The organism is Variovorax paradoxus (assembly GCF_000834655.1).
Classification (GTDB): domain Bacteria; phylum Pseudomonadota; class Gammaproteobacteria; order Burkholderiales; family Burkholderiaceae_C; genus Variovorax; species Variovorax paradoxus_F.
Map to the genome: position 1 here is coordinate 25968 of NZ_JXQQ01000017.1, position 18342 is coordinate 44309.

Annotated in this window: 16 protein-coding genes; 5 read left to right on the plus strand and 11 right to left on the minus strand. The window is 65.5% G+C overall.

The genetic code is table 11. The features are described 5' to 3' along the window. Positions 1–10 precede the first annotated feature (10 nt). From RT97_RS08445 to RT97_RS08455, 3 genes are all read left to right on the plus strand, one after another. Positions 11–2926 (plus strand): ribonucleoside-diphosphate reductase subunit alpha, encoded by a 2916-nt coding sequence (locus RT97_RS08445; protein WP_042578339.1) that lies wholly within the window; start codon positions 11–13, stop codon positions 2924–2926. A gap of 212 nt (positions 2927–3138) precedes the next feature. Further along, positions 3139–4377, plus strand: coding sequence for a ribonucleotide-diphosphate reductase subunit beta (locus RT97_RS08450; protein WP_042578340.1), 1239 nt, complete (start codon positions 3139–3141; stop codon positions 4375–4377). A 196-nt stretch (positions 4378–4573) separates the two neighbouring features. Then, a complete protein-coding gene (locus RT97_RS08455; RefSeq protein WP_042578341.1) occupies positions 4574–5104 on the plus strand; it encodes a histone H1-like DNA-binding protein in 531 nt (176 codons plus the stop codon). An 81-nt stretch (positions 5105–5185) separates the two neighbouring features. Here RT97_RS08455 and RT97_RS08460 read toward each other — a convergent pair whose 3' ends face one another. The 7 genes from RT97_RS08460 to RT97_RS08490 form a co-directional block, all read right to left on the minus strand. Continuing rightward, a complete protein-coding gene (locus RT97_RS08460) occupies positions 5186–6088 on the minus strand; it encodes a carbohydrate kinase family protein (protein ID WP_042578342.1) in 903 nt (300 codons plus the stop codon). Positions 6089–6150: 62 nt separating this feature from the next. Then, positions 6151–7590, minus strand: coding sequence for a zinc-ribbon and DUF3426 domain-containing protein (locus tag RT97_RS08465; RefSeq protein WP_042578343.1), 1440 nt, complete (start codon positions 7588–7590; stop codon positions 6151–6153). A gap of 82 nt (positions 7591–7672) precedes the next feature. Continuing rightward, entirely contained in the window at positions 7673–8563 is an 891-nt protein-coding gene (gene prmA, locus RT97_RS08470; RefSeq protein ID WP_042578344.1) for a 50S ribosomal protein L11 methyltransferase, read from the minus strand. Positions 8564–8579: 16 nt separating this feature from the next. Beyond that, a complete protein-coding gene (accC, locus tag RT97_RS08475) occupies positions 8580–9929 on the minus strand; it encodes an acetyl-CoA carboxylase biotin carboxylase subunit (RefSeq protein ID WP_042578345.1) in 1350 nt (449 codons plus the stop codon). Positions 9930–9931: 2 nt separating this feature from the next. After that, entirely contained in the window at positions 9932–10393 is a 462-nt protein-coding gene (accB, locus tag RT97_RS08480; protein ID WP_042578346.1) for an acetyl-CoA carboxylase biotin carboxyl carrier protein, read from the minus strand. A 100-nt stretch (positions 10394–10493) separates the two neighbouring features. Further along, entirely contained in the window at positions 10494–11048 is a 555-nt protein-coding gene (locus RT97_RS08485) for a TlpA family protein disulfide reductase (RefSeq protein WP_042578347.1), read from the minus strand. Continuing rightward, the gene (locus RT97_RS08490) at positions 11049–11645 is read right to left on the minus strand and encodes a hypothetical protein (protein ID WP_042578348.1); all 597 of its coding nucleotides are present in this window, start codon (positions 11643–11645) and stop codon (positions 11049–11051) included. It abuts the gene before it with no gap. Between the two features lie 111 nt (positions 11646–11756). Here RT97_RS08490 and mpl point away from each other — a divergent pair, with 111 nt between their 5' ends. Continuing rightward, a complete protein-coding gene (gene mpl, locus RT97_RS08495; protein WP_042578349.1) occupies positions 11757–13160 on the plus strand; it encodes a UDP-N-acetylmuramate:L-alanyl-gamma-D-glutamyl-meso-diaminopimelate ligase in 1404 nt (467 codons plus the stop codon). Then, entirely contained in the window at positions 13157–13666 is a 510-nt protein-coding gene (locus tag RT97_RS08500; RefSeq protein WP_042578350.1) for a cupin domain-containing protein, read from the plus strand. The genes mpl and RT97_RS08500 overlap by 4 nt, the downstream gene beginning before the upstream one ends. Before the next feature lie 16 nt (positions 13667–13682). Here the strand turns inward: RT97_RS08500 and RT97_RS08505 are convergent, their stop codons facing one another. From RT97_RS08505 to rodA, 4 genes are all read right to left on the minus strand, one after another. Further along, positions 13683–14801, minus strand: coding sequence for a 3-deoxy-7-phosphoheptulonate synthase (locus RT97_RS08505; RefSeq protein ID WP_042578351.1), 1119 nt, complete (start codon positions 14799–14801; stop codon positions 13683–13685). A 228-nt stretch (positions 14802–15029) separates the two neighbouring features. Beyond that, positions 15030–15566 carry a hypothetical protein gene (locus tag RT97_RS08510; RefSeq protein ID WP_042578352.1) on the minus strand — a complete coding sequence of 179 codons (537 nt, stop codon included), beginning with the start codon at positions 15564–15566 and terminating at the stop codon, positions 15030–15032. Positions 15567–15612: 46 nt separating this feature from the next. Continuing rightward, complete coding sequence (tldD, locus tag RT97_RS08515; RefSeq protein WP_041942779.1) at positions 15613–17073, minus strand: metalloprotease TldD; 1461 nt, start codon at positions 17071–17073, stop codon at positions 15613–15615. A gap of 113 nt (positions 17074–17186) precedes the next feature. Continuing rightward, positions 17187–18341 (minus strand): rod shape-determining protein RodA, encoded by a 1155-nt coding sequence (gene rodA / locus RT97_RS08520; RefSeq protein ID WP_042578353.1) that lies wholly within the window; start codon positions 18339–18341, stop codon positions 17187–17189. Position 18342 lies beyond the last annotated feature (1 nt).

The window sequence follows — 18342 nt, forward strand, 5'->3', positions numbered from 1 at the left end:
GAGGAAGCGAATGCAAACTGCCCTGAACACCCCATCGACCCCGCGTGCCGTTCCCTCCACGCCCCCTCAACAGCAGCGAGACACGGCCGGCTCCCCGACCGGCCAGAACCTTGCGCACTACCAGATCATCCGCCGCAACGGCGCGGTCGTTCCCTTCGAGCCGAACAAGATCGCCATCGCGATGATGAAGGCCTTCCTGGCCGTGCACGGCACCCAGGGCGCGGCTTCGGCCAGCGTGCGCGAGACGGTCGACGTGCTCACGCAAGGCGTGATCCGCGCCATGGTGCGTTCGCGTCCGGGCGGCGGCACCTTCCATATCGAAGACGTGCAGGACCAGGTCGAACTCGGCCTGATGCGCGGCGGCCACCACGAGATCGCACGCGCCTACGTGCTGTACCGCGAACGCCGCACGCAGGAGCGTTCCAAGCAGGTCGAGCAGGAAACGCCGGCCACGCCGACGCTGCATGTGCTGGACAACGGCGAACGCGTCGCGCTCGACCTGAACCAGCTCAAGGGCCTGATCGAATCGGCCTGTGAAAACCTCGGCGACAGCATCACCGCCCAGCCGATCGTCGCCGAGACGATGCGCAACCTGTACGACGGCGTGCCGCTCGACGAGGTCTACAAGGCCTCGATCCTGGCGGCCCGCACGCTGATCGAGAAAGACCCCGACTACACCTTCGCCACCGCGCGCCTCCTGCTGCACACGATCTTCAAGGAAATCATCGGCCGCGAAGTGATGCCGGTGGACCGTGCCACCGCCTATGCCGACTACTTCCCGCAGTTCATCAAGAAGGGCGTGGAGAACGACCTGCTCGACGAGAAGCTGCTGCAGTACGACCTGCCCCGCCTGGGCGCGGCGCTGAAGGCCGAACGCGACAACCAGTTCGACTACCTGGGCCTGCAGACGCTGTACGACCGCTACTTCCTGCACGTGCGCAAGACCCGCATCGAACTGCCGCAGGCATTCTTCATGCGCGTGGCCATGGGCCTGTCGCTCGGCGAAATCGACCGCGAAGCGCGCGCCATCGAGTTCTACGAAGTGCTGTCGTCGTTCGACTTCATGTCGAGCACGCCGACGCTCTTCAACGCCGGCACGCTGCGCTCGCAGCTGTCCAGCTGCTACCTGACCACCGTGCCCGACGACCTGGACGGCATCTACGAGTCGATCAAGGAAAACGCGCTGCTCTCGAAGTTCGCGGGCGGCCTGGGCAACGACTGGACCCGCGTGCGCGCGCTCGGCAGCCACATCAAGGGCACGAACGGCGAATCGCAGGGCGTGGTGCCGTTCCTGAAGGTGGTGAACGACACCGCCGTGGCGGTGAACCAGGGCGGCAAGCGCAAGGGCGCGGTCTGCACGTACCTCGAATCGTGGCACCTCGATATCGAGGAGTTCCTGGAACTGCGCAAGAACACCGGCGACGACCGCCGCCGCACGCACGACATGAACACGGCCAACTGGATCCCCGATCTCTTCATGCGCCGCGTGATGGAAAAGGGCACCTGGACGCTGTTCTCGCCCTCCAACGTGCCTGACCTGCACGACCTGTTCGGCGCCGACTTCGAGCGCGCCTACGTCGCCTACGAAGAGAAGGCCGCGCGGGGCGAGATCAAGCCCAGCCGCACCGTCCAGGCGTCGGACCTGTGGCGCAAGATGCTCACGATGCTGTTCGAGACCGGCCATCCCTGGATCACGTTCAAGGACGCCTGCAACGTGCGCTCGCCGCAGCAGCACGCAGGTGTCGTGCACTCGTCGAACCTCTGCACCGAAATCACGCTGAACACCAGCGACACCGAAACAGCCGTCTGCAACCTGGGTTCGGTGAACCTGCTGCAGCATCTGAAGGACGGCAAGGTCGACCAGGAAAAGCTCAAGCGGACGATCTCGACCGCGATGCGCATGCTCGACAACGTGATCGACATCAACTACTACGCCGTGAAGAAGGCGCGCGACTCTAACCTGCGCCACCGTCCGGTGGGTCTGGGCCTCATGGGCTTCCAGGACGCGCTGTACGAGCTGCGCATTCCCTACGCCTCGCAGGAAGCCGTGCAATTCGCCGACGAGTCGATGGAAGCCATCTGCTACCACGCCTACTGGGCATCGACCGAGCTGGCCAAGGAACGCGGCAAGTACTCGAGCTACAAGGGCTCGCTGTGGGACAAGGGCATCCTTCCGATCGACACGCTCGACCTGCTGGAGCAGGCACGCGGCGGCTACGTCGAAGTGGACCGCTCGGCCACGCTCGACTGGGACGCGCTGCGCCAGAAGATCAAGGCCGACGGCATGCGCAATTCGAACTGCGTGGCCATCGCACCGACCGCGACCATCTCGAACATCATCGGCGTGGACGCATCGATCGAGCCGTGCTTCGGCAACCTCTCGGTCAAGTCGAACCTGTCGGGCGAATTCACCGTGATCAACCACTACCTGGTGCGCGACCTGAAGCGCCTGGGCCTGTGGGACGACGTGATGGTGATGGACCTGAAGCACTTCGACGGCTCGCTGCGTCCGATCGACCGCGTGCCGCAGGACGTGAAGGCGCTCTACGCCACCGCGTTCGAAGTGGAAACCACGTGGCTCGTCGAAGCCGCCTCGCGTCGCCAGAAGTGGATCGACCAGGCGCAATCGCTCAACATCTACATGGCCGGCGCATCGGGCAAGAAGCTCGACGACACCTACAAGCTCGCATGGCTGCGCGGCCTGAAGACGACCTACTACCTGCGCACGCAGAGCGCGACGCACGCAGAAAAATCGACGGTGCAATCGGGTCGTCTCAACGCGGTGTCGTCGGGCAACGAAGCACCCTCGGGCATGAGCGCACTCGAAGCCGCCGCTGCTGCAGCGAAGGCACAGATGAGCGCGATGCCCGCCACCGACATCGCCTTCTGCGGTGTCGACGATCCGACCTGCGAAGCGTGCCAGTGACGCGCCGATGCTCGCGACGACGGTAAGTCAGTTGAGTCAGTTGAGTCAGTGAGGTGCATGCGAAAGTCGCGCGACGTTCAAGCAATGAAGGCATTGACTGACATCGCGCGATGCATGCGAGCAACATAACAACCACATAAATGGAGCGCGATGTGAACGAGCACTTTGCAACTCACATCGTTACTCCGATAATTTGAGCATTGGATTTTTCTATGTTGACCTGGGACGAAGAAGTCAAGCCCTCCTTACCAAAGGATATGCAACAAGGATTGCAGCACCACAACGCATCGACCAGCGGCTTGCCCGCAGGCCGTTCGGTGGACGCTCCGACTTCGTCGATTGCACAACCCGCATCGTCTGCCTCGCGCACGCTCGATGACGGCGCCGCCGCACCGCTGCGTCAGGTTGCTCCCGCTTCGGTTCCCGTCGTGGCGCAACGCGTCAAGGCTTCCGACAAGCGAATCATCAACGGCCAGACCGACGTCAATCAGCTGGTGCCGTTCAAGTACAAGTGGGCGTGGGAAAAATACCTCGCCACCTGCGCCAACCACTGGATGCCGCAGGAAGTGAACATGACGCGCGACATCGCGTTGTGGAAAGACCCGAACGGCCTGACCGAGGACGAACGCCGCATCGTCAAGCGCAACCTCGGCTTCTTCGTGACCGCCGACTCGCTGGCCGCCAACAACATCGTGCTGGGCACTTACCGCCACATCACGGCCCCCGAATGCCGCCAGTTTCTGCTGCGTCAGGCCTTCGAGGAAGCGATCCACACGCACGCGTACCAGTACATCGTCGAGTCGCTCGGCCTGGACGAGAGCGAGATCTTCAACGCTTACAACGAAGTGCAGTCGATCCGCGAGAAGGACCAGTTCCTGCTCCCGTTCATCGAGGCCATCAGCGATCCGCACTTCAAGACCGGCACGCACGAGACCGACCAGACGCTGCTCAAGTCGCTCATCGTGTTCGCCTGCCTGATGGAAGGCCTCTTCTTCTACGTCGGCTTCACGCAGATCCTTGCGCTCGGCCGCCAGAACAAGATGACCGGCGCTGCCGAGCAGTACCAGTACATCCTGCGCGACGAGTCGATGCACTGCAATTTCGGCATCGACCTGATCAACCAGCTCAAGCTCGAGAATCCCGGCCTCTGGACCCCCGAGTTCAAGGCCGAGATCAAGGACCTCTTCATGAAGGCCGTCGAGCTCGAATACAAATACGCCGAAGACACCATGCCGCGTGGCGTGCTCGGCATGAACGCCTCCATGTTCAAGGGCTACCTGCGGTACATCGCCAACCGGCGCGCACAGCAGATCGGCCTCGAAACGCTCTTCCCGAACGAAGAAAACCCGTTCCCCTGGATGAGCGAAATGATTGACCTGAAGAAAGAGCGCAACTTTTTCGAAACCCGCGTGATCGAGTACCAGTCGGGTGGTGCGCTCTCCTGGGATTGAATCTTTCCGATAAGAATTAATGAATTCAAGAATTGCCCTTGCCACCGATCGCGCCGAAGAGCGCGGCATGGACGAGGGCTCAGGTGTTCATGGTGCTGGGGCTCAGATTCCAACGCCATGAATCGCTTCACGCTCCCAACGTGCGTGGAGTGCTTCAATAGGTTGATTTTTTCAACTTGATCAAGGAGAAATAGAAATGGCAACTGCAAAGAAAGCGCCGGCTAAGAAAGCCGCTGCAAAGAAGGCTCCGGCAAAGAAGGTCGCGGCCAAGAAGGCTCCGGCAAAGAAGGTAGCAGCGAAGAAGGCACCGGCCAAGAAGGTTGCTGCCAAGAAGGTCGCCGCCAAGAAGGCTCCTGCCAAGAAGGTAGCAGCGAAGAAGGCAGCACCGGCCAAGAAGGCTGCTGCGAAGAAGGCTCCGGCGAAGAAGGCCGCTGCCAAGAAGGCGCCGGCGAAGAAGGCCGCGGCGAAGAAGGCTCCTGCCAAGAAGGCAGCTGCCAAGAAGGCCCCTGCAAAGAAGGCCGCCGCCAAGAAGGCTCCTGCGAAAAAGGCTGCGGCCAAGAAAGCCGCGAAAAAGCCCGCTGCCAAGCCTGCCGCTGCTGCCAAGAAGCCTGCTGCGAAGAAGGCTGCCAAGGCACCCGCCAAGGCCGCTGTAGCGCCTGCCCCTGCCGCGCAAACGACGCTGAATCCCCAGGCAGCCTGGCCGTTTCCTACGGCCAGCAAGCCCTGAGTAATCTCAGCGCCTTGACGGCAAAAAACCCGGCACCTCACGGTGTCGGGTTTTTTTATGGGCGCTCGGAAAAGCGGCTTCCTACAAGCCCAGTGCCTTGCGGTCGACCTGGTAGTTCTGCGGTCCGCGCTGCGCGATCTTGAGCGCGCCGACGCGGTTGCCCAACGCCGCGCATTTCGCGAGCGGCCATTCCTTTTCCAGACCGAACAACAGCGCGCCGCGCCATGCATCGCCACACCCCGTGGGCTCGACCACGGCAGTGGGCGTCACGCCCGGCACGTGTTCGCGCTCGCCGTCGATCCAGACTTCGCAGCCCTCAGCCGCCAGCGTGACCACCAGGCCGCGAACGCGTGTGGAGATCTCGGCAAGGCTCCAGCCGGTGCGCTGCGACAGCATCTTTCCTTCGTAGTCGTTGACCACGACCCAGCTTGCGAGATCGACGAAGTGCTTGAGTGCGTCGCCGTCGAACATCGGCAGGCCCTGGCCCGGATCGAACACGAACGGAATGCCGGCGGCCGCGAATTGCTCCGCGTGCTGCAGCATCGCCTCGCGACCATCGGGCGCGATGATGCCGACCTTGAAGTCGTCACGCGCGGCCACCGTGGTGATGTGCGCCTGCTGCATCGCACCGGGGTGGAACGCGGTGATCTGGTTGTTGTCGACGTCGTTCATGATCATCGCCTGCGCGGTGAAGGTGTCGTCGAGCTGGCGCACGAATTCGGTGTCGATGCCCAGCGAGCGCATGCGCTCCAGGTAGTCGGCGCCGTCGCTGCCGAGCGTGGCCATCGGGAGTGCCGTGCCACCGAGCGCGTTGAGGCTGTAGGCGATGTTGCCGGCGCAGCCGCCGAAGTCACGGCGAAGGCCCGGCACCAGGAACGACACGTTCAGGATGTGCAGCTGGTCCGGAAGGATCTGATCGGCGAACCGTCCCTCGAAAGTCATGATGGTGTCGAACGCGAGGGAACCGCAAATCACTGCTGCCATGGGTGGGCCGTTTCGTTGAATGAAGATGAATGGAAGAAGGACGCTTGCGCACAGGCGTCCCGCTAGGGATAGAAGGCTTCCACGCGGTAGCCCGCGATGGGCGGCAGCGCAGCGGCTTCGTTCGGCGACAGCGTCAGCGGCAACGAAGCCGCTCGATCGGCGCGCGGCGCGAGCACCGACGGCGCGCCGTAGTCCGCGGGCGTCAGCACGCGCCGCACCACCGCGCGCTCCTGCGTGTCGAGCAGCGACAGCTCCACAGCCGGCATCGCGAGCGGCACGGTGGCGCCGTTGCGCAAGGTGAAGCTGAGGCGGTAGTCGTTGCCGCCGCTCTTCTCGCGCGCGAAGGCGGCGCCCTCGATCATGATGTCGCCGATCTGGCGCAGCGCCGAGAGTTCGCAACCGGTGTGCTGGCACAGCGCAGCCAGCGCAGGCCGCAGGCCCGGCTGGCGCGCGACGATGCCGTCGCGCTCGTGGCGAACGATCTGCACGATGAGCAGAAGAACAGCCAGCACCGCCAGCAGCACCAGCAAGCGCCGAACGCCCTTGCGCTGCCAGAAGCCGGGAGCGTGGGCATCGTGTTCCTCGTCGTCGGAGAAAGCGTGCTCTTCCTCGCGCTCGGCGAACATCGGCGGCAGCGATGCGGCGCTCTCCGGCTCGCTCGCCTCCCGGACCATCGAGGACGACGCGGCCTTGGCGGCGGCCCTGGCCTCGCGCGACTTGTTGGCGCTCGCGATCTTGGCCGACTTGATGCGCGCCCGGCGCAGCGCCTTCTGCATCTGCACCTGGTCGTGGTTCTTCTCGCTGTCTTGCTTGTCCTCGTTCTCCTCGGCGTCGTCATCGAGGGTCGGCTCGACCAGCCCATGCCCCTTGGCACGCGGCACCGGCAACGGGGGTGCTGGCGGAGGCGGCGATGGAGGCGGCGCCGCGAGATTCAGATCGATGTTCGGGAACGGCGGCAGGGAGCTCGCGGGCGGCCGCCACGCAGGCTCGCTGACATCCAGGTCGGACCACGGCTCGTCCGCGATGATGCCGTGCGCGGGCAACTCGAGCGCCGGGGCCGGCGGAGATGGCGCGGGTGGCGGCGGTGGGGATTGCGGTGGCGTCGGCTCAGGCGGCGGCGCTGCTGCGATGTCCACAGCCCCGGGCTCTTCCGATGCTGGCGGCGGATGCGCTGCCTCGGGCTGGTCGCGCTCTTCAGGCTCGTCATCGAAGAAGTCCGCATCTTCGGAGGACTGGGACGGCTTCGACGCCGCGGGCGGCGCAGACGGCGCGTCAACCCGGCTCTCGGAGGACGGTTCGACCAGCGCGGGTGAATACGCCGCCGTTGGCGACGGTGCGGGCGTCCCGGCGGGCGCCCCATCGGACGATTCGTGCAGATCGAGCGTCGCGTCGAACACGTTGCTGCAGCGACCGCAACGCACCCAACCGTCGGAGATGCGAAGCTGATCGCGCACCACCTTGAAGGTGGTGGTGCAGGCGGGGCAACGCGTGACAAGGCTCATGACCGGGCGATTGTAGGGTTGGGCCCCCGCCGTACGAATGGCGCGAACGGTGCGCGGCAGCGCGAAAACAAGGCCGCGCTGCTCAGCAGCGTGCCGTCATGAGGATCCAGCCGTCCTCGCTGTCGCTGACCTCGAGGGCTGCATATGGCGCGTAGGCCTCTTTCAGCTCGTCGGCCTGGCGCTCGAGGATGCCGGCCATCACCAGTGATCCGCCCGGCGCCACGTGGCTGCGCAGCAGCGGTGCGAGCAACTTGAGCGGCGTGGCCAGGATGTTGGCGAGCACGGTGTCGTAGGCGCCCTTGGCCACATCCGGCAGGCCCGCGTTGAGGCGGACGCCGTTGGCTTCGGCATTGAGACGGGTCGAAGAGACAGCGGCCTCGTCGATATCGACGGCATCGATGTCGAGTGCGCCGAACTTCGCCGCGCCGATCGCCAGGATGCCGGAGCCGCAGCCGTAGTCGAGCACGCGCTGCTTGCCGAAAGCGCCCTCGCCCTGCCTTGCGATCCAGCGCAGGCACATGCGCGTGGTCGGATGCGTGCCGGTGCCGAAGGCCAGGCCCGGGTCGAGCCGGATCACTTGCCTGGCCTCGGCGGGCGGCTCGTGCCAGGTCGGCACGATCCAGAACTCCGGCGTGATCTCCACCGGCGCGAACTGCGATTGCGTAAGGCGCACCCAGTCCTGCTCGGGCACCGGCGCGACGCCGAGCACCGCGCAGCCGTCGAAGAAGTCCTGCAGCGCGAGCAGCGATGCGGCTTCGTTCGCGAGCGCCTCGTCGGAAAACAGCGCGATCACGCGCGAGCGCTGCCAGCCCTCCTTGGGAGGCGGCATGCCAGGCTCGCCGAACAGCGCCTGCTCGGCATCGGTCTGCGCGTCGGCATCCTCGACCGAGACGCTCAGCGCATCGAGTGCGTCGAGCGCGTCGCTGAGCATTTCGACCCGGTCTTCCGGGGCCATCAGGCGAAGTTCGAACATGGCGTCGTCCCGTGGATCAGCGCTTGTGCGCTGCCAGCCACTCTTCGAGGTAGTGGATGTTCGTGCCGCCGCTCATGAACTTGGCGTCGACCATCAGCTCGCGGTGCAGCGGGATGTTGGTCTGGATGCCTTCGATCACGGTCTCGTTCAGCGCCGTGCGCATGCGCGCCATGGCCTGTTCGCGCGTGTCGCCGTACACGATGATCTTGCCGATCATCGAGTCGTAGTTCGGGGGCACGAAGTAGTTGGTGTAGGCATGCGAATCGACGCGCACACCGGGGCCGCCCGGCGGGTGCCACATCGTGATCCGACCCGGCGACGGCGTGAACTTCCAGGCGTCTTCGGCGTTGATGCGCACCTCGATGGCGTGGCCGCGCATCTCGATCTGGCGCTGGGTGAACGGCAGCTTCTCGCCGGCGGCCACCATGATCTGCGTCTTCACGATGTCGATGCCGGTCGTGAACTCGGTCACCGGATGCTCCACCTGCACGCGCGTGTTCATCTCGATGAAGTAGAACTCGCCGTTCTCATAGAGGAACTCGAAGGTGCCGGCGCCGCGGTAGCCGATCTTCTTGCAGGCGGCAGCGCAGCGCTCGCCGATCTTCTCGATCAGCTTGCGCGGAATGCCGGGGGCCGGCGATTCCTCGATCACTTTCTGGTGGCGCCGCTGCATGGAGCAGTCGCGCTCGCCCAGGTAGACCGCGTTCTTGTGCTTGTCGGCGAGGATCTGGATCTCGATGTGGCGCGGGTTCTGGAGAAACTTCTCCATGTACACGGCCGGATTGCTGAAGGCCGCACCGGCCTCCGCCTTGGTCATCTGGATCGCGTTGACCAGCGCCGCCTCGGTGTGCACCACGCGCATGCCGCGGCCACCGCCACCGCCTGCCGCCTTGATGATGACCGGGTAGCCGATCGCACGGGCGATGCGCTTGTTGGTGGCGGCGTCGTCCGAGAGCTCGCCCTCGGAGCCGGGCACGCAAGGCACGCCGGCCTTGATCATGGCCTGCTTGGCCGAGACCTTGTCGCCCATCGTGCGGATGTTCTCGGGCGTCGGGCCGATGAACTGGAAACCGCTCTGCTCCACGCGCTCGGCGAAGTTGGCGTTTTCGCTCAGGAATCCGTAGCCGGGGTGGATGGCTTCGGCGTCCGTCACTTCGGCCGCCGAAATGATCGCCGGCATGTTGAGATAGCTCAGCGCCGACGGGGCGGGCCCGATGCACACGGCTTCCTGCGCCAGCTTGACGTACTTGGCGTCGCGATCGGCTTCGGAATAGACCATGACGGCCTTGATGCCCATCTCGCTGCAGGCGCGCTGAATCCGGAGGGCAATCTCCCCCCGGTTTGCAACCAGGATCTTCTTGAACATGGTCACTCGATGATGAACAACGGCTGGCCGTATTCGACCGCTTGCCCGTTTTCGCCGAGGATCTGGGTGATCGTGCCGGACTTGTCAGCTTCGATTTCGTTGAGGATCTTCATCGCCTCGATGATGCAGATCGTGTCGCCCTCGTTCACCTTGCTGCCGACTTCGACAAAGGCAGGTGCACCCGGGCTGGACGAACGGTAGAACGTGCCCACCATGGGCGACTTGACTGCGTGGCCGGCCGGAGCGGCTTCGGCCGCGGGGGCGCTTGTGGCGGCCGGGGCTGCAGGCGCACCTGCAGCCGGGGCGGCAGCGGGGGGCGCTGCCAGGGTTTGCACATACTGCACCGGGGCGGCGCCGCCGCCCTTGACGATGCGAACCTTGCCTTCGGTTTCGGTGATTTCCAATTCGGAAATATTCGATTCGGACACCAGATCGATCAGTGTCTTGAGTTTGCGCAGATCCATGGGACTCCAGTGCCGGCTTTGCCGGTCATTCGGATATAACTGAGCTGAAAATCGGCGATTTTCAGCGTTTGGTGGCTAACGCCAGCTTGGGCGGCCGATTCTAACCATGAACAAGTTCACGCCGCCATGTCTCCAGATCGGCGGATTCGAGCTTGCCCATTTTACGAGCTGCAACCGAACCGTTACCGTTGAGGACCAATGTGAACGGCAAGCCACCGCCGGTATTGCCGAGGTTCTTGACCAGTTCGGTGCCTTGCAGGCCGGCCAGACCGGTGGGGTACGTAACCGGGGTACGCTGGAGGAACTTGCGCACCGCGCTGGGCTGATCGATGGCCAATCCCACCACTTGCCATCCATTGCCGCCGTTTTGACGGAAGAAGGCGTCGATCATCGGCATTTCTTCGACGCAGGGCGGGCACCAGGTAGCCCAGAAGTTCAGCAGCAGCGGCTTGCCGCGCAAGCTCGAAAGTGCAAGCTCACCACCCTCCGGCCGTTCGAATTTCTGGGCCCAGAAGGCCGCGTCCAGCTGCTCGCCACCCCCCGCATTGCTGCCGGCGCTGCGTTCCCGCCACCAGGCGCCACCCACTCCGGCAGCGGCGGCCACCGCCGCCACGCCGCCATAGAGCATGCCGCGTCGTGTCGGCGAAGAAGTCATTCACTTGTCCTTTTCTCTTTCAATCAGTCGGCGCAATGCAGGCAGGTCGCCGCGCGGCGTGCGGCCCTGGGCGTCGGGCTTCAGGGCCCCGCGCAGGTCGTCCAGGTCGTAGACCAGCAAGTGCACGCCGATTTCCTCGCCGAGGGCCCGGCTCGGCGCATGCACGCTCAAGGCCTCGACCTGTTCGCCATGAAAACCGGTGACCATGCGCGGTTCGTAATCCACGTGGTGGTCGATCAGGGCGATCTCGGCGGACTTGGAATCATCGCAGAACATCTGTATGTAAATGTCCGACAGCCGGGTGGCGGTCCCGTGCCACACGGCGCCGCCGATATGCGGGCGGAAAGCTGCCATGCGCTCCATCCATTCCAGCGCCAACAACCGCAAGGCATGCAGTTCCTGCGGCTGGGTGTCGGCGCAGAAAAGCGCGATGTAGTCGCGCACCTCGGCCTCGACTTCGTCGTTGTTCGGCAGCGAAGTGCGCGCCGACAGGCCCAGGTCACGCACGGCCCGTCGTTTGGCGGGACCGTATTCCAGCCCTTCCTCGACGACAAGGCGGGCTGCGGTGGCGGCGATTTCACGCTTGGACGTGTCCATCGGGGCATTTTGCCCGCAGTAGGCGTCACGCACACGAAATCAACATGAAGCTCGGGGCGAAGCGCGGACTCGCCTGCGAAGCCCCGCTTTCCGCCTCCCTAGAATCGCCCGATGCACATTCATATTCTGGGTATCTGCGGCACGTTCATGGGCGGAGTGGCCGCCCTGGCGCGCGAAGCGGGCCACCGGGTCACGGGCTGCGATGCCGGCGTGTACCCCCCGATGAGCGACCAGCTGCGCTCCCTCGGCATCGACCTGATCGAAGGCTTCGGCGCCGACCAGCTCGCCCTCGCGCCCGACATGTTCGTGGTCGGCAACGTGGTTTCGCGGGCGCGACTGCCCGACGGCAACCCCAAGTTCCCGCTGATGGAAGCCATCCTCGACGCCGGCAAGCCCTACACCAGCGGCCCGCAATGGCTGGCCGAGCACGTGCTGCTGGGCCGCCATGTGTTGGCCGTGGCCGGCACGCACGGCAAGACGACCACCACATCGATGCTGGCCTGGGCGCTCGAAAAGGGCGGCAAGGCGCCGGGCTTCCTGGTGGGCGGCGTGCCGCTGGATTTCGGCGTGTCGGCCCGATTGGGCGACGGCGCGGCCTTCGTCATCGAAGCCGACGAGTACGACACCGCCTTCTTCGACAAGCGCAGCAAGTTCGTTCACTACCGGCCGCGCACCGCCGTGCTCAACAACCTGGAGTTCGACCACGCGGACATCTTCGACGACCTGGCCGGCATCGAGCGCCAGTTCCATCACCTCGTGCGCACCGTGCCCGGCACCGGGCGGCTGGTGGTCAATGCCACCGAAAAGAGCCTGCAGCGCGTGCTGGCCCAGGGTTGCTGGAGCGGGCTCGCGCGTTTCGGCACGGGCGGTGAATGGCAGGCCCGCGGGTCGCACGACGCCTTCGATGTGCTGCGGCAGGGCGAGGTCGTGGGCCGGGTCGAGTGGGAGCTCTCCGGCCTGCACAACCAGATGAATGCGCTGGCCGCCATCGCCGCCGCCGACCACGTGGGCGTGGCGCCGGCCGATGCGGCGCGCGCGCTCGGCAGCTTTCGCAACGTGCGCCGGCGCATGGAGTTGCGCGGCACGGTCGAACGCAACGGCGGCGCGATCACGGTCTACGACGACTTCGCGCACCACCCCACCGCCATCCGCACCACGCTCGATGGCCTGCGCAAGAAGCTGGACGACGCCGGCAGGAAGAGCGAGCGCATCCTCGCCGCCTTCGAGCCGCGCAGCAACACGATGAAGCTGGGCGTCATGGCCGCGCAGTTGCCGTGGAGCCTGGAGGCGGCCGATCTTTCGTTCTGCCACACGGCCGGACTCGACTGGGATGCCGCGGCAGCCCTCGCGCCGATGGGCAACCGCGCGCAGGTCGCCGCAGCCGTCGAGCCGCTGGTCGCGCAGATCGTCGCGGCCGCGCGGCCGGGCGATCACATCGTCTGCATGAGCAACGGCGGCTTCGGCGGCGTGCACGACAAATTGATTGCGGCCCTGCGCGCCGCGACGGCATCATGACCGCCATGCGCGCCCGGGAACTGATCGACAACCTGAAGCTGCAGCCCCACCCCGAGGGCGGCTGGTACAGCGAGGTGTTCCGTTCGTCGGCCAGTGTCATGCCGGCCGATGGCCGCGCGCCGCGCAGCGCGCTCACCAGCATCTATTTCCTGCTGGAGGCGCACCAGCATTCGCGCTGGCACCGGGTGTTGTCCGACGAAGTCTGGGTACACCTTGAAGGCGTGCCGCTGGCGCTCTGGACCTGCGATGCCGCGATGCGCACGGCGCCGGCCCATGTGCGGCTGGGTCCCGTCGACGTGCACGGCACGCGCCCCCAGCACGTGGTGCCGGCCGGCCAATGGCAGGCGGCCCGGCCGATCCAGGGCCATTCTTCAGGCGACTACACCCTGGTCGCCTGCATGGTCGGCCCGGGCTTCGACTTCGCCGACTTCTCGATGGTGCCGCCGGACAGCGACGAGGCGGCGTCGATGCGGCACCACTGGCCCGACCTGGCCGGGATGCTCTAGCCGCCCGGCCTTTCCTTCAACCGCGGCGGGCCTTGACGGCCTGCGACAGCGTCTCGAGCACCTGCACCGAATCGTCCCAGCCGATGCATGCATCGGTGATGCTCTTGCCGTATTCGAGGCCCGAGATCTGATCCTTGCCCGGCGTGAACTTCTGGGCGCCCGCCTGCAGGTGGCTCTCGACCATCACGCCGAACACGCGGTTCGAGCCGCTGGCGATCTGACCCGCGATGTCCTTGGCCACATCGATCTGCTTCTGGTGCTGCTTGGAACTGTTGGCGTGGCTGCAGTCGACCATCAGCGTGGGCGGGAGCTTCGCGGCTTCGAGGTCCTTGCAGGCGGCTTCGACGCTGGCGGCGTCGTAGTTCGGCGCCTTGCCGCCGCGCAGGATCACGTGGCAGTCGCGGTTGCCGTTGGTCTGCACGATCGCGACCTGGCCGTTCTTGTGCACCGAGAGGAAGTGATGGCCGCGCGCCGCTGCCTGGATGGCGTCGGTGGCGATGCGGATGTTGCCGTCGGTGCCGTTCTTGAAGCCGATGGGGGCCGACAGGCCCGAGGCCAGCTCGCGGTGCACCTGGCTTTCGGTGGTGCGCGCGCCGATGGCGCCCCAGGCGATCAGGTCGCCGATGTACTGGGGCGAGATCACATCCAGGAACTCGCTGCCCGCCGGCAGGCCGATGCGGTTGATGTCGATCAGCAACTGGCGCGCGATGCGCAGGCCCTCGTCGATGCGGAAGCTCTCGTCCAGGTACGGGTCGTTGATCAGGCCCTTCCAGCCGACAGTGGTGCGCGGCTTCTCGAAGTACACGCGCATCACGATCTCGAGGGTGCCGGCGTATTTTTCGCGCTCGACCTTCAGGCGGCGGGCGTATTCGAGCGCCGCGGCGGGGTCGTGGATCGAGCAGGGGCCCATGATCACCAGCAGCCGGTCGTCCTTGCCGGCCATGATGTTGTGGATGCTGCGGCGGGTGCCCTCGATGAGCGTTTCGACCGGCGTGCCGCGGATCGGGAAGAAGCGGATCAGATGTTCAGGAGGGGGCAGCACGTTGATGTCCTTGATGCGTTCGTCGTCGGTCTTGCTGGTTTTTTCGACGCTCGCATACCAGCTGTCGCTGGCCGGGGCAGTGTTCGTGCTCATGGTGCTGTTCCTTGTTGGAGTGAATATCGTCAGGGCATAAAAAAACCGCCGGGGCTTGGGGCGCCGGCGGTTTTGGAGGGTGTTCGTTTGCTTTACGCGCTCGCCTCTCGTCCGCCGAAAACCGGGAACCAAAAGTAGGCAAAAAAGTAAGCGCGGAGGGCGGACATAGGGGCGGAATGTAGCACGGAAAATAAAGACCCGGTCAAGCGGCCGGGTCCGGGGCGTGGTTTACCGGTAGCCCGATTCGTTGGGGTTGTGAATGATCCAGATCAGGTTGCCGCTGGTGTATTCACCCATGCCGCCGCCCGCGAAGATCAGCCGCCCCTGGCCCTTGTAGGTCATCTCGAAACGATGGCGATCGCTGCCGAAATAGAACGGAATGAAGGCCTTGCCCGTCACGTAGGCACCCTGGTCGGTCGGCGCGCCGGCGATGTCGGTGACTTGCTTGGCGCTCATGCCGATCTGCAGGCGGGTGAACTTGCTGTTGCGCGCGGGGTTGCCGGTGATTTCGCCTTCGTAGCCGTTCAGGCCCTTGACCGTGCGGCCGCTGCCGGCTTCGACCTTGGAGGAATCGGTCACGTTGCCCCGGCCGTCCATGCCGGCGCCGGAACCGCTGCGCGCCGAAGCCGCGGGTGCGGGGGCCGGTGCCGCCGCAGGCTGGCTGGCGCCGGCTCCGCCGCGCGATGCGCAACCGGCGCTCGCAAGCACGACCACGGCAGCCGCAGCCCACAGGGCCGCAGACGAATTGATCTTGTTGTTCCTCATCGAATGCTCCTTCCTTGTTTGTGAAGGAGCGCAGCTTAACAAGCCTTCAGGCCGTTCCGCCCACGGTCAACCCATCGATCCGAAGGGTCGGCTGGCCGACGCCCACGGGCACGCTCTGGCCTTCCTTGCCGCAGGTGCCCACGCCCGAATCGAGCGCCATGTCGTTGCCGATCATGGTCACGCGGGTGAGCGCGTCGGGGCCGTTGCCCACGATGGTCGCGCCCTTGACCGGGTACTGGATCTTGCCGTTCTCGACCCAGAAGGCCTCGCTGGCCGAGAACACGAACTTGCCGCTCGTGATGTCGACCTGCCCGCCGCCGAAGTTGGTGGCGTAGAGGCCCTTCTTGATGCTGGCCACGATTTCTTGCGGGTCCTTGTCGCCGCCCAGCATGTAGGTGTTGGTCATGCGCGGCATCGGCACGTGGGCATAGCTCTCGCGGCGGCCGTTGCCGGTGGGCTTGACCTTCATGAGGCGGGCATTCATCGAGTCCTGGATGTAGCCCTTGAGGATGCCGTCCTCGATCAGCACGTTGCGCTGGCTGGCGTTGCCCTCATCGTCGACGTTGAGCGAGCCGCGGCGGTCGGCGATCGTGCCGTCGTCGAGCACCGTGACGCCCTTGGCCGCCACGCGCTGGCCGATGCGGCCCGAGAACGCGCTCGAACCCTTGCGGTTGAAGTCGCCTTCCAGCCCGTGGCCGATCGCCTCGTGCAGCAGGATGCCGGGCCAGCCGGAGCCGAGCACCACTGTCATCTCGCCGGCCGGTGCCGGCCGGGCGTCCAGGTTGGTCAGCGCGGCCTTCACGGCCTGGTCGACGTATTCGGCGATCTTCTCGTCGTCGAAATAGGCCAGGCCAAAGCGCCCGCCGCCGCCGCCGGAGCCGACTTCGCGCCGGCCGTTCTGTTCGGCGATCACGGTGACCGACAGGCGCACCAGCGGACGCACGTCGGCGGCCAGCGTGCCGTCTGCGCGCGCCACGAGCACCACGTCGTATTCGCTCGCCAGGCCCGCCATGACCTGGGCCACGCGCGGGTCGCGCGAACGCGCCAGCTTCTCGGTCTTTTCGAGCAGCTTGACCTTGGCCGTGCTGTCGAGCGTGGAAATGGGATCGACGCCGTTGTAGAGCGAGCGGCTCGAGGCGATCTTGCGGGTCGGCGTCTTCACGCGGCCGGTGCGGCCGGCGGAGGAGATCGAGCGGACGGTGCGGGCCGCATCGAGGAGCGACGCCTCGGAAATATCGTCCGAATAGGCGAAGGCGGTTTTCTCGCCGCTGACCGCGCGCACGCCGACGCCTTGGTCGATGCTGAAGCTGCCGGTCTTGACGATGCCCTCTTCGAGGCTCCAGCCTTCGCTGCGCGTGTACTGGAAATAGAGGTCGGCGTCGTCCACCTTGTGAGAGGTGATCTCGGCCAGGGCCTTGCTCAGGTGCGATTCGTCCAGGCCGAATGGCGTGAGCAGGAGTTGTTGGGCTGTGGCGAGGCGCTCGATGGTGGGTTCGCGGGAGATCATGGTCGATTATTGCTCGCCCCCAGGCTGGCGCGCACTTCGCGTCGCTTTCGCCTTCCCCCGGCCGGGGGCAACACCCGAGGCCCGGCAGAGCCGGCTCCCCGGTGTTTCCGGACTCAGTTCTGCGCGAGCTTCCGGGCCCGGGCGATCGACATCAGGATGCCCAGGCCCAGCCCCAGCGTCACCATCGCCGTCCCGCCGTAGCTGATGAAGGGCAGCGGCACCCCCACCACCGGCAGGATCCCGCTCACCATGCCCATGTTGACGAAGGCATAGGTGAAGAAAATCATCGTGACCGCCCCTGCCAGGAGCCGCGAGAACAGGGTCGCCGCGCTGGTCGCGATGGCCAGCCCGCGGAAGATCAGCAGGATGAAGGCCGAGATCAGCGCCAGGTTGCCCACCAGCCCGAATTCCTCGGAATAGGCGGCGAAGATGAAGTCGGTGGTGCGCTCGGGAATGAATTCGAGGTGCGTCTGGGTGCCCTGCATGAAGCCCTTGCCGCCGACGCCGCCCGAGCCGATGGCGATCATCCCCTGGATGATGTGGAAACCCTTGCCCAACGGGTCCTTGCTCGGGTCGAGCAGCGTGCACACGCGCTGCTTCTGGTAGTCGTGCAGCACCCGCCAGTCGACGCCGTCGGTGCACAACCTCGACTCGAAGCTCACGATCAGCGTCACGGCGATGGCGCCGATCACCACCGGCGGCACGATCAGCTTCCAGGGGAGGCCGGCAAAGAAGATCACCGCCATGCCCGCGGCCAGCACCAGCAGGGAGGTGCCCAGGTCAGGCTGCTTCATGATGAGCCCGACCGGCACCGCCAGCAGCACCGTGGCCACCACGAAATCGAGCGGCCGCAACTGGCCTTCGCGCCGCTGGAACCACCAGGCCAGCATCAGCGGCATGGCGATCTTGAGAATTTCGCTGGGCTGGATCACCACGCCGATGTTGATCCAGCGCTGGGCGCCCTTCTTGGTGATGCCGAAGAGCGCCACCGCGATCAGCAGCGCCACCCCGGCCGCGTAGAGCGGCACCGCGAACATCATCAGCCGCTGCGGCGGCACCTGCGCCACCACGAACATGATGAAGCCGGCCAGGAGCATGTTGCGGCCATGGTCGACGAAGCGCGAGCCGTGGTCGTACCCGGAGGAATACATGGTCAGCAACCCGGCGAAGGCCAGGAGCAGCACGGCGAAGGCCAGAAAGCCGTCGAAGCCCTGGAAGATGGGCGCGATTCGGCGCGCCAGGGAGGGCTGATTGAACACGGCGGACATG

Bases quoted from the DNA above. Each gene is read 5' to 3' on its own strand.
- RT97_RS08445 (WP_042578339.1), top strand. From the start codon at position 11: ATGCAAACTGCCCTGAACACCCCATCGACCCCGCGTGCCGTTCCCTCC.
- RT97_RS08450 (WP_042578340.1), top strand. From the start codon at position 3,139: ATGTTGACCTGGGACGAAGAAGTCAAGCCCTCCTTACCAAAGGATATG.
- RT97_RS08455 (WP_042578341.1), top strand. From the start codon at position 4,574: ATGGCAACTGCAAAGAAAGCGCCGGCTAAGAAAGCCGCTGCAAAGAAG.
- RT97_RS08460 (WP_042578342.1), bottom strand. From the start codon at position 6,088: ATGGCAGCAGTGATTTGCGGTTCCCTCGCGTTCGACACCATCATGACT.
- RT97_RS08465 (WP_042578343.1), bottom strand. From the start codon at position 7,590: ATGAGCCTTGTCACGCGTTGCCCCGCCTGCACCACCACCTTCAAGGTG.
- prmA (WP_042578344.1), bottom strand. From the start codon at position 8,563: ATGTTCGAACTTCGCCTGATGGCCCCGGAAGACCGGGTCGAAATGCTC.
- accC (WP_042578345.1), bottom strand. From the start codon at position 9,929: ATGTTCAAGAAGATCCTGGTTGCAAACCGGGGGGAGATTGCCCTCCGG.
- accB (WP_042578346.1), bottom strand. From the start codon at position 10,393: ATGGATCTGCGCAAACTCAAGACACTGATCGATCTGGTGTCCGAATCG.
- RT97_RS08485 (WP_042578347.1), bottom strand. From the start codon at position 11,048: ATGACTTCTTCGCCGACACGACGCGGCATGCTCTATGGCGGCGTGGCG.
- RT97_RS08490 (WP_042578348.1), bottom strand. From the start codon at position 11,645: ATGGACACGTCCAAGCGTGAAATCGCCGCCACCGCAGCCCGCCTTGTC.
- mpl (WP_042578349.1), top strand. From the start codon at position 11,757: ATGCACATTCATATTCTGGGTATCTGCGGCACGTTCATGGGCGGAGTG.
- RT97_RS08500 (WP_042578350.1), top strand. From the start codon at position 13,157: ATGACCGCCATGCGCGCCCGGGAACTGATCGACAACCTGAAGCTGCAG.
- RT97_RS08505 (WP_042578351.1), bottom strand. From the start codon at position 14,801: ATGAGCACGAACACTGCCCCGGCCAGCGACAGCTGGTATGCGAGCGTC.
- RT97_RS08510 (WP_042578352.1), bottom strand. From the start codon at position 15,566: ATGAGGAACAACAAGATCAATTCGTCTGCGGCCCTGTGGGCTGCGGCT.
- tldD (WP_041942779.1), bottom strand. From the start codon at position 17,073: ATGATCTCCCGCGAACCCACCATCGAGCGCCTCGCCACAGCCCAACAA.
- rodA (WP_042578353.1), bottom strand. From the start codon at position 18,341: ATGTCCGCCGTGTTCAATCAGCCCTCCCTGGCGCGCCGAATCGCGCCC.